This window comes from Parvibaculum sp., assembly GCF_040882025.1.
Classification (GTDB): domain Bacteria; phylum Pseudomonadota; class Alphaproteobacteria; order Parvibaculales; family Parvibaculaceae; genus Parvibaculum.
The window spans coordinates 25083-35526 of record NZ_JBBECC010000058.1 but is presented as its reverse complement, the minus strand read 5'-3'; the positions used below and the strand labels follow the sequence as shown (position 1 = coordinate 35526).

The 10444-nt window shown below is 64.7% G+C and carries 7 protein-coding genes; 6 read left to right on the top strand and 1 reads right to left on the bottom strand.

Going from position 1 to position 10444, the window contains the following annotated elements; translation table 11 throughout:
- On the top strand, positions 1-1118 hold a 1118-nt coding region (locus tag WEB61_RS03930), incomplete at its 5' end, for an amidase (protein ID WP_368063019.1).
- A 56-nt stretch (positions 1119-1174) separates the two neighbouring features.
- On the opposite strand, the gene WEB61_RS03925 is transcribed toward WEB61_RS03930, so the two are convergent.
- Positions 1175-3382 carry a PQQ-dependent dehydrogenase, methanol/ethanol family gene (locus tag WEB61_RS03925; protein ID WP_368063018.1) on the bottom strand — a complete coding sequence of 736 codons (2208 nt, stop codon included), beginning with the start codon at positions 3380-3382 and terminating at the stop codon, positions 1175-1177.
- Positions 3383-3971: 589 nt separating this feature from the next.
- Between WEB61_RS03925 and WEB61_RS03920 the strand changes: the two genes are divergently transcribed.
- The 5 genes from WEB61_RS03920 (at position 3972) to WEB61_RS03900 (ending at position 10416) form a co-directional block, all read left to right on the top strand.
- Positions 3972-5165, top strand: a complete 1194-nt coding sequence (locus tag WEB61_RS03920) for an ammonium transporter (protein WP_368063020.1) — start codon at positions 3972-3974, stop codon at positions 5163-5165.
- Positions 5166-5519: 354 nt separating this feature from the next.
- Entirely contained in the window at positions 5520-5858 is a 339-nt protein-coding gene (locus WEB61_RS03915) for a P-II family nitrogen regulator (RefSeq protein ID WP_368063017.1), read from the top strand.
- 65 nt (positions 5859-5923) lie between these two features.
- Positions 5924-7267 (top strand): ammonium transporter, encoded by a 1344-nt coding sequence (locus WEB61_RS03910; protein WP_368063016.1) that lies wholly within the window; start codon positions 5924-5926, stop codon positions 7265-7267.
- A 440-nt stretch (positions 7268-7707) separates the two neighbouring features.
- A complete protein-coding gene (locus WEB61_RS03905; RefSeq protein WP_368063015.1) occupies positions 7708-8958 on the top strand; it encodes an ammonium transporter in 1251 nt (416 codons plus the stop codon).
- Positions 8959-9183: 225 nt separating this feature from the next.
- A complete protein-coding gene (locus tag WEB61_RS03900) occupies positions 9184-10416 on the top strand; it encodes an aminotransferase class I/II-fold pyridoxal phosphate-dependent enzyme (RefSeq protein WP_368063014.1) in 1233 nt (410 codons plus the stop codon).
- Positions 10417-10444 lie beyond the last annotated feature (28 nt).

Genomic DNA, 10444 nt, shown 5'->3' with positions numbered 1-10444 from the left:
ACCTGTTCGACACGGCCGGCGAAGCAACGGCGGCAGGTTCGCTGCCACTTAAAAATCGCGTTCCGGCGCGTGATGCGGAAGTGCTGGTGCGGGCGACGCGCGCGGGTGCCGTCTGCCTCGGCAAGACAACCATGACCGAACTGGCCTTTTCCGGCCTCGGCATCAACCCGAAATTCGGCACGCCGGCCAATGCGCATGATGAACATGTCGAACGCGTGCCGGGCGGTTCTTCGGCGGGCGCCGGTGTTTCCGTTGCACGCGGGCTTGCGGCCGGTGCAATCGGCACCGACACCGGCGGCTCGGTCCGCATTCCTTCGGCATGGAACGGACTTGTCGGCCTGAAGACGACCGCCGGTCGCCTGCCGCTTGGCGGCACGGTGCCGCTGTCGCCGACATTCGACACGGTGGGGCCATTGGCCAGAACTGTCGAGGATGCCGCCGCCCTCTTCGCGCTTCTCGAAGGACGGCAGGCACGCCCGGTGGACACGCTCGATCTTTCCCGCGCCGTTTTCTGGCTGCCCGGCGGCATCGGCTGGTCGGAACTCGACGAAGGCGTTGCCGACGCGCTCGAAACCGCCATCCGCCGCCTCGTCCATGCCGGAGCAAAAATCGTTGAACACAAATTACCCGAACTGGATGAGATCGACGCACTGACATGGTCGCCGAAATCGAGCCGTCTCGTCGCCGAGGCCTATGCCCGGTGGGGCGACATGCTGGCCGCCGGCAAGGCCGACATCTACCCGCCGGTCTTTGACCGCGTGATGGCCGGTGCGGCGCTCACCGCCGCCGACATTATCGCGGCCGATCTGAAGCGCGCTGAAATTCGCGCCCGCTATCTTGTGGCGACGGCGGGTGTCGACGCCGTGCTGCTGCCCGCCGTTGCGATTTCGCCCCCGCCCATCGCGGCGCTCGAAGCCGGCGGCGCGGCTTATTTCCGCACCAACCGCATGGCGCTTCGCAATGCCACGATCGGCAACCAGCTCGGCCTGTGTGCGATAACGCTGCCTGCCGGCTACGATGCGCACGGACTGCCTGTCGGACTGATGCTGCAGGCTTCTCCGTTCACGGAGGAAAAGCTTCTTCGTCTCGCGCTCTCGGTCGAACGCGTATTGCGTTGAAAAGAAGCCCCGGAGAACGATCTCCGGGGCTTCCTTCGTGCGGCGCGCCGAGCCCGTCAGTTGGTGGGCTCGTCCCGCGCCCTGTCTTCGAGCGCTCGCTTCTGGATATAGGAGAGGATCGCATCGACATCTTCTTCCGACAGATGATCGGCGAAGCTTGCCATCCCGTTGTCGGAGAGAATGCCGCCGCGCACGACGTCCTGAAAATGCTCGCGCACGCTCTCGCCCATACGGCGGAGATCCGGCGTGACGCCGGGCGACACGGCAAGCGCGCCGTGGCAGAGCATGCAATAGGTCGCATAGCCAATCTCGCCCTGCCGCACGGTTTCTTCCGATGCCGTGAGCGGCGGCCACTCCGGGATCGACTGGTCGAGCATCGCAAGCTGCGGCAGGTTACCGCCGCCACCGATCTTGAAGGCGAGCAGGCGTCCCTGATTGCCGTATTTCGCCGCCGCCGATGTGCGTGCATCGCCGGAGACGATATTGACGCCGCCCCAGCCCGCCAGCACCGAGAGGTACTGTTCGCCATCAACCGTATAGGTCACGGGTGGCGCGACGATGCCGGTCTGGATGTGCTGCGCCCAGACCTGTTCGCCGGTATCGGCCTTGTAGGCATAGAGATAGCCGTCGGCCGTGCCCTGGAAAACGAGATTGCCCGCGGTTGCCAGCACGCCGCCATTGAGTGGCGCCGGATATTCCGCTTGCCACTTCACTTCACCCGTCGCCGGATCCCACGCCTTGAGATAGCCCTTCTCCATCGGCAGTTCCGGCAGCGCGTTGATCGCATCGACATAATCGGTCCAGTCGATGCCGGTGTTCCACCAGTTGTTTTTCGGTGTGAACTTCTTCTCCGTCTTCCATTGTTCGCTGAGCGAATAGATACCGGCAATATCCTGCGTCGGGATGTAGACGAGGCCGGTGCCGGGATGGAAAGCCATCGGATGCCAGTTATGCGCCCCATTGGCGGAAGGCAGCACAAAGGCCGTGCGGTCGCCATATTCGCCTTCGCCCGTTTCGACCGGACGGCCGGTTTCGAGATCGACATGGCTCGCCCAGGTGACGGTCGAGAACGGGTTAGCCGAAATGAGCTTTCCGGTGGTGCGGTCGAGCACATAGAAGAAGCCGTTCTTCGGCGCCTGCATGATGACCCGGCGGGCTTCGCCGTCGATCTCGATGTCGGCAAGCATCAGGGGCTGCGTCGCGGTATAGTCCCAGTTGTCGCCCGGCGTCGTCTGGTAATACCACTTCATGCGACCGGTCTTCGCGTCGAGCGCCAGGATCGACGAGATGTAGAGATTGTCGCCGCCGCCGGGCGAGCGGATTTCGCGCGTCCAGGGCGAGCCGTTGCCTGTGCCGACATAGAGCGTTCCGGTCTCGGGCTCAAAAACCATCGAGTCCCAGGCAGTGCCGCCACCGCCGACCTTCCACCACTCGCCGCCTTTCCATGTCGGAACGGCTGCTGCGAGCTCGGGATGTTCAAGCGGCAATGAGGGGTCGCCCGGCACGGTATAGAAACGCCAGCGCTCTTCGCCCGTCTCCGTGTCATAGGCGGTGATATAACCGCGCACGCCATATTCGCCGCCACCATTGCCGATGACGACCATGTCCTCGAAGACACGCGGTGCTCCAGTGATCGTGTAGGGAGATCCGGGGATCGTGTTGACCTCCCAGACGACCGACCCGTCCTTCGCGTCGAGCGCGAAAAGCCGGCCATCGAAGCTCGCGGTGTAGACGCGGCCTTTCCAGACGGCGACGCCGCGATTGACGACGTCGCAGCAACCGTAGCGGCCCCACTCGCCGGGCACTTCCGGATCGAAGCGCCAGAGTTCGCTGCCGCTCTTCGCATCGACCGCGATGGTGATGCCCCAGTTGAGCGTGAGATACATGATGCCGTCGACCACGATCGGTGTCGCCTCGAGGCCGCGCGCCGTATCGGTGTCGAGCGACCAGGCAAGCGCCAGCTGACCGATATTGCCGTCATTGATCTGATCGAGCGGCGAGAAACGTTGCTCGTCATAGGTGCGGCCATGGGCAAGCCAGTTGCCGGGTTCGCTGTCGGCGTCCGCAATGCGCGCGCCGTCGATGTCGGCAAGCGCGCGCGTCTCGGCCTCTTCCGCCGGCGCCTCGATGGCGGGTGCCTCCGTGACCGTCGGCACCCCCTCCTCCGCACCGCTCGAAATCAATTGCCAGCCGATAAAGCCCGCCAGCACAACGCCTGCCGCGGCGTTGACCGCCACAGGCCAGTTCTTCGCCAGATCCGCCATGACCTCCCCGTCCCTGTTCCCGGGCTGCAAACCGCTACGCGGGTCGCGCCCATCCCTCTGTTTGCGGAGTTACACTCCACTTTTTGTGGCGAAAGCTTAGCCGAAGCCCCGATGCCGCGAAACCCACCCCATACTTCGGGAAAGTGCCACTATTCCGGGCCGATCGCCCCGGACAGACGACTCACAAAAGGCAGAAAGCACAAAAAATATGCAGTTTGAAAAATTTGAGCGTTTTCTGTGCATTTCGTCTGCGCCCGAAGTAGACCGGCTCGAAAAACGAACGCGTTCGTTCAATGATTACAGATAGATAGATCTTTCGAGGCAAACGGCACATTTCTTGAGAATGGGGAGGCAAGCGCCGGAAGACTGCCCGCCGGGGAGACGGGCGGCGCGCCGCGCGCAACAAGCCGGGGGCAAGGCCCACCGGCGGCATATGGAGAGACGAATGACCGACAGAACTGAAAAATGGGGGACTATCCGCCGGGGCGCGCTCGCCGCCGCCACCGGCGTGTTTGCACTCGCCGCAACGGCAGGCGGCGCCCTCGCCCAGGAAGACGTCGTCGAGCTGAGCGCCGGCGACACGGCCTGGATGCTCACCGCCACCGCGCTGGTGCTGCTGATGACCATTCCGGGGCTCGCACTGTTTTACGGCGGCATGGTCCGCAAGAAGAACGTCGTCGCGATGGCGGCACAGGTTTTCGCGATCGCCGCGCTGATGTCGGTGGTCTGGATGGTGGCCGGCTATTCGCTGGCCTTCGGCGACGGCGGTTCGGTGAACGCCTATGTCGGCGGCCTCGACAATCTTTTCCTGTCGGGCCTGACCGTCGATGCGCTGTCGGGCACGATCCCCGAAAGCGTCTTCATGACCTTCCAGATGACCTTCGCGATCATCACGCCGGCGCTGATCGTCGGCGCTTTCGCCGACCGTATGAAGTTCTCGAGCATGCTGGTCTTCATGACGCTGTGGGTGCTCTTCATCTACGCGCCGATCTGCCATTGGGTCTGGGGCGGCGGTTTCCTCGCCGAAGACGGCGTACTCGATTTCGCGGGCGGCACGGTGGTGCACATCAATGCCGGCGTCGCCGGTCTGGTCGCCTGTCTGGTGCTCGGACCGCGCAAGGGCTTCGGCATGGAAAACATGGCGCCGCACAACGTCATCCTGACGATGGTCGGCGCGGCGCTGCTCTGGGTCGGCTGGTTCGGCTTCAATGCCGGCTCGCAGCTTGCCGCCGACGGCCGCGCCGGCATGGCGATGACCGTCACGCAGATCGCGACCGCAACGGCGGTGCTCGGCTGGATGTTTGCCGAATGGATCGTCCACCGCAAACCGACGCTGCTCGGCCTCGCGACGGGCGCGGTCGCCGGCCTTGTCGCGATCACGCCGGCCGCCGGCTTCGTCGATCCGATGGGTGCGCTCTGGATCGGCCTCGCCGCCGGCGTGATCTGCTTCATCGCCTCAACCAGCATCAAGCGCGCCATCGGCTATGACGACGCGCTCGACGTCTTCGGCGTACACGCGGTCGGCGGCATTGTCGGCGCGATCCTGACCGGTGTCTTCGCCACCGTGGCGATCACCGGCGGCGATGCGCCGCTGGGCGGGCTCGAGGGCAACTGGGCCCAAGTCGGCATCCAGATCAAGGGCGTCGTCGCCACGATCGTCTATTGCGGCCTCGGCACATTCGTTCTGCTGATGGTGACGAAGGTCTTCTTCGGCTTGCGCGTGACGCCGCAGGAAGAGGTCGACGGCCTCGACATCAGCCAGCATGGCGAAGTGATCCAGTAAACGGCGCGGCATCGCTGCGAAAGGGGCGCTCCTTGATGGAGCGCCCTTTTTGTTTGCACGGAAATGCGCCCTGCACGGCATCGATCCGTGGGCTGACTGTCGGCGGAAAGCCGTGCACAGAATTTGTGCAGCCCCGCGCTGCGAGGAGGGCATTACGGCGCATAGTGCCCGTTCGCGCCCGGAAATCGGCCGGACTCCGGCGCGTTTTTCATCTTCGCGGCGCGGCACGGTTCTTGATTGGTAGTATCGGTCCGCGCCCTTGCCGCCGTCGCAACGCGTCTTGCGGCAGGGAATGGACAAGCAACACGCCGGGAGCACGAGGCGGCCCGGCGGCAAGACGAAGAGGAAACTCAAATGAAGCTCGTTATGGCGATCATCAAGCCATTCAAGCTGGACGAAGTCCGTGAAGCGTTGACCGCGATCGGCGTCCAGGGCCTGACGGTGACGGAAGTCAAAGGCTACGGCCGTCAGAAGGGTCAGACCGAAATTTACCGCGGCGCGGAGTATGCGGTGAACTTTCTGCCGAAGCTGAAGATCGAGATTGTGGTCGCTGCCGGCCAGGCCGATGCCGTCGTTTCGGCCATCAGCGGCGCCGCCAAGACCGGTCAGATCGGCGATGGCAAGATTTTTGTAATTTCCGTGGAGCAGGTGCTGCGTATCCGCACCGGCGAGACGGACGCGGAAGCTATTTAATCCCTATACGGATCGAAGAGGTTTCGCGGCAACGGGGACGGCAACCCTCTAACGAGAGAGGAACGATGACTGAATTAGGAAGATACACACGCCTGGCGGGCATGGCGGGGCTCGCGATACTGGCAATGACTGTGCCGTCGATGGCGCAGGAAGTCGAAGAGATCGCGGAAGAGGCGTTCGAACTGAGCGCCCCGGAAACGGCATATATCTTCAACACCTTGCTGTTTCTGATGACGGGCTTCCTCGTCATGTGGATGGCGGCGGGCTTCACCATGCTCGAAGCGGGCCTTGTCCGCTCCAAGAATGTCGCGATGCAATGCACGAAGAATATCGGCCTCTATTCGATCGCCGGCATTCTCTATTATCTCGTCGGCTACAACTTGATGTATGACGGCGTCGACGGCGGTTATTTCGGCTCGTTGTCGCTCTGGGGCGTCGACGACTCGGCCGGTGCCTCTGCGGACGGCACGGGTTATGCGTCAGCGTCCGACTGGTACTTCCAGATGGTCTTCGTGGCCACCGCCGCGTCGATCGTGTCGGGCACGCTGGCCGAGCGCATCCGCCTCTGGCCCTTCCTCCTCTTCACGGTTTTCCTGACCGGCTTCATCTATCCGATCCAGGGCGCCTGGCAGTGGGGCGGCGGCTGGCTCAGCGAAATGGGCTTTTCCGACTTCGCCGGTTCGACGATCGTTCACTCGACGGGCGGCTGGGCCGCGCTGATGGGCGCGATCATCCTCGGGCCGCGCCTCGGCAAATACGTCAAGGGCGGCGGCATCAACCCGATGCCCGGTTCCTCGATGCCGCTGGCCACCCTCGGCACCTTCATCCTCTGGCTGGGCTGGTTCGGCTTCAACGGCGGCTCGCAGCTCGCGCTGGGCACCGTCGCCGACGCGAACGCGGTGGCGACCATCTTCATCAACACCAACATCGCCGCCGCCGGCGGTGTGGTCGCGGCGATGGCGCTGACGCAGCTCCTCTACAAGAAGGTCGACATAACCATGGCGTTGAACGGCGCGCTTGCCGGTCTCGTCTCGATCACGGCCGAACCGCTGGCCCCGACGCTGGGCTGGGCGCTTGGCATCGGCGCCATCGGCGGCATCATCGTCGTGCTGACGGTGCCGCTGCTCGACAAGCTCCATATCGACGACGTGGTGGGCGCGATCCCGGTCCATCTCTTCGCCGGCATCTGGGGCACGATGGCGGTTCCGTTGACCAATGCGGACACGAGCTTCGCCGTCCAGGCGACGGGCGTCGTCTCGATCGGCCTCTTCGTGGCTCTGACGAGCCTCATCCTCTGGCTGGCGCTGCGTGTCACAATCGGCATCCGCTCCACCGAGGAAGAGGAAATGATGGGTATGGACAAGGCCGAGATCGGTATCGAAGCCTATCCCGAGTTCGTGACCAACTAGCTTCGACAATCATGAGCGCGGAGGCCTTCCTCGGGTCTCCGCTCTCCTCCCGCAGCCGCCGGCGTCCCCTGCCACCAAATTCGGGGCGTCGGCGGTGAACCTCGGAGCCCGGTAGGTCCCCTCCCGGGCTCCGTTTTTTCCGCGAGCGGGAATGGCGGACGAACCGAAACATCGCCCCGCCTGATTTCCAGGCAGCGCCTTATTTGCATAACATTTAGGCCGATTGCCTCCAAAGCGTGTTCATTCGCTAGGCGGTTTTGAGCACCCGCCCGTAACCCTTCCTGCTAAACCATTGATCGTCCCTGCCGTTCAAAGCAGCATCGCTGTGGCATGCCTCTTGATTGAGCAGGGCGCTGAAGAAAAAGGCCGGCAACGGCTCTCAGCCGCCCGACGGGGGAGTTCGTCCGGGCGACCGGTGGCAACGAACAGGGAGATCTCCCATGGATCCGATCGAAAGCGCAAGCGCCGGCCTCGGCGCCGGCGGCGACGTCTTTTTCATTCTGATGGGCGCGATTCTGGTTTTCGCGATGCATTCGGGCTTCGCCTTTCTCGAAGTCGGCACGGTGCGCCACAAGAACCAGGTCAATGCGCTGGTGAAAATTCTGGCGGATTTCGCCGTTTCGACGGTGAGCTATTTCTTCATCGGCTACAGCGTCGCCTATGGCGTCGACTTTCTGGTCGGCGCCGCCGAATTGAGCGGCGCAACGGAGGGGTCCGCCTACGGTCCGCAGGGCCTCGGTCTGGTGAAGTTCTTCTTCCTGCTGACCTTCGCGGCCGCCATTCCGGCGATCATTTCCGGCGGCATCGCCGAGCGCGCCCGCTTCTGGCCGCAGGCCGTCGCAACCGCAATCGTGGTCGGTCTGGTCTATCCCTTCTATGAGGGTCTCGTCTGGAACGGCAATTGGGGCTTCCAGGACTGGCTGGAAGGCGCCTTCGGCGCGCCCTTCCACGATTTCGCGGGCTCGATCGTCGTGCACGCGGTCGGCGGCTGGCTCGCCTTTGCCGCCGTCATCATGCTCGGCCGCCGCGCCGGCCGCTACACGGCGGACGGCAAGCTGATCGGCTTCCCGCCCTCCTCGATCCCGTGGCTGGCGCTCGGCTCCTGGCTGCTCTGCATCGGCTGGTTCGGCTTCAACGTCATGTCGGCCCAGTCGCTCGAGGGCGTCTCCGGCCTCGTCGCCATGAATTCGGTGCTGGCCATGGCCGGCGGCATTCTGGCCTCGCTGGTTGCCGGTCGCAACGATCCGGGCTTCATCCATAACGGCGCGCTGGCGGGCCTCGTTGCCGTCTGCGCCGGCTCCGACATCATGCACCCCGTCGGCTCGCTGATCGTCGGCGGCGTTGCCGGCGCCCTCTTCGTCGTCATGTTCGACTTCTGCCAGCGCCGTCTGAAGATCGACGATGTGCTGGGCGTCTGGCCGCTGCACGGGCTTTGCGGCCTCTGGGGCGGCGTGGCGGCCGGCATCTTCGGCATGGTGGAACTGGGCGGCCTTGGCGGCGTCACTTTCATGAGCCAGCTTGCCGGCTCGCTGGCGGGCGTCGTCTATGCCGCCGCGCTGGGTTTTGCCGTCTATGGCGGCCTGAAGCTGGTCGTCGGCATCCGCCTGACCGAGGAGCAGGAGCGCCGCGGCGCCGACCTGTCGATCCACAATATCGGCGCCAACCCCGAATCCGAGATTCCGGTTCGCTGACCGCGTTCTCCAGGGCGGCCGCGGGCCGCCCTGGATCGTTAACCAATGGTTAATAATTTGCTTGCAATTGTGTGGATAAGGCGCGGGAATTCCACAGCTTTTTCCACCGGGTGCGGCGTGCCGCACCACTGGACCCATCGCACGGCCACCGCTAAGATCGCGCCAGCTTAACCATTGGGACCCGCCCGTTTCCTCAAACCCGGCCCCGAATCCCGCGCGAGTTTCATGACGGACAGTGCATCCGCCTCCCGTTTCGACAGCCTGCCCGACAGCCCCTTCCCGCGTCTCAATGCGCTGATCGAGGGGATCGCGCCGGGCAAGCCGCCGCTTGTCATGTCGCTGGGTGAACCGCAGCACCCCTTTCCGCCCTTCGTGATGGACGAAATCACCCGCCATGCGGCGCTTTTCGGCAAATATCCGCCGATCGTCGGTACCGCCGAATTCCGCGCCGCTGCGGCCGGCTGGCTCGGCCGGCGCTATGGTATCGCCGACGCGATCGGCAAGGGCGCCGCCCTCGACCCCGATCTTCAGATCCTGCCGGTCAACGGCACCCGCGAGGCCCTTTTCAACATCGCTCTGGTCGCGACGCCGCCGGAAAAACGGGGCAAGCGGCCAGCCATCCTGATGCCCAATCCCTTCTACCAGTGCTATGCGGCAGCCGCGCTGGCCGCCGGTGCCGAGCCGGTCTATGTGGCCTCGACCCGCGAAACGGGCTTCATGCCCGATTTCGAAGCTCTGCCCGAAGAGCTGCTCGCCCGCACCGCGATGATCTATTTCTGCTCGCCGGCCAACCCGCAAGGCGCGGTGGCGAGCCTCGACTGGCTGACGCGCCTCGTCGCGCTTTCCCGCCGCCACGGCATCGTGCTGGCGGTCGACGAATGCTATGCCGACATCTACGACCGCGAACCGCCCGCAAGCGCCCTGCAGGCGGCGCTGGCGGCCGATGCCGGTGCGGCCGACTCCTTCGCCGATCTGATCGTCTTCCATTCGCTGTCGAAGCGCTCGAGCCTGCCGGGCCTGCGCTCGGGCTTCTGCGCCGGCGGGCGCGCCCTGATGACCCGCTTCCGCAATTTCCGCAACATCGCCGCGCCGCAAGTGCCGCTGCCGCTGATGGCCGCAAGCGCCGCCTGCTGGGCCGACGACGCCCATGCCGCCGCCAACCGCGACCTCTACCGCGCCAAGATCGACGCCGCCGAACGGGTCTTCGGCAATCGTCTGGGCTTTTACCGGCCGCCGGGCGGCTTCTTTCTCTGGCTCGATGTCGGCGACGGCGAAAAGGCTGCGCGCGAACTCTGGGCGAAGGCGGGCGTGAAAGTGTTGCCCGGCGCCTACCTCTCGCGCGAAGATTCGCCTTACGGTCCACCGGGCAATCCCGGCGCGGCCTATATTCGCGTCGCCCTGGTCGACGGCCTCGGCGAAACCGAAGAAGCGCTGGCGCGCATGGCTGAGGTCCTGTGATCGGCGCGTCGGCGCGGGCAGGTCGCAA

Coding starts and splice junctions, on each gene's coding strand:
- WEB61_RS03925 (WP_368063018.1), bottom strand. CDS start 3,382: ATGGCGGATCTGGCGAAGAACTGGCCTGTGGCGGTCAACGCCGCGGCA.
- WEB61_RS03920 (WP_368063020.1), top strand. CDS start 3,972: ATGCTCACCGCCACCGCGCTGGTGCTGCTGATGACCATTCCGGGGCTC.
- WEB61_RS03915 (WP_368063017.1), top strand. CDS start 5,520: ATGAAGCTCGTTATGGCGATCATCAAGCCATTCAAGCTGGACGAAGTC.
- WEB61_RS03910 (WP_368063016.1), top strand. CDS start 5,924: ATGACTGAATTAGGAAGATACACACGCCTGGCGGGCATGGCGGGGCTC.
- WEB61_RS03905 (WP_368063015.1), top strand. CDS start 7,708: ATGGATCCGATCGAAAGCGCAAGCGCCGGCCTCGGCGCCGGCGGCGAC.
- WEB61_RS03900 (WP_368063014.1), top strand. CDS start 9,184: ATGACGGACAGTGCATCCGCCTCCCGTTTCGACAGCCTGCCCGACAGC.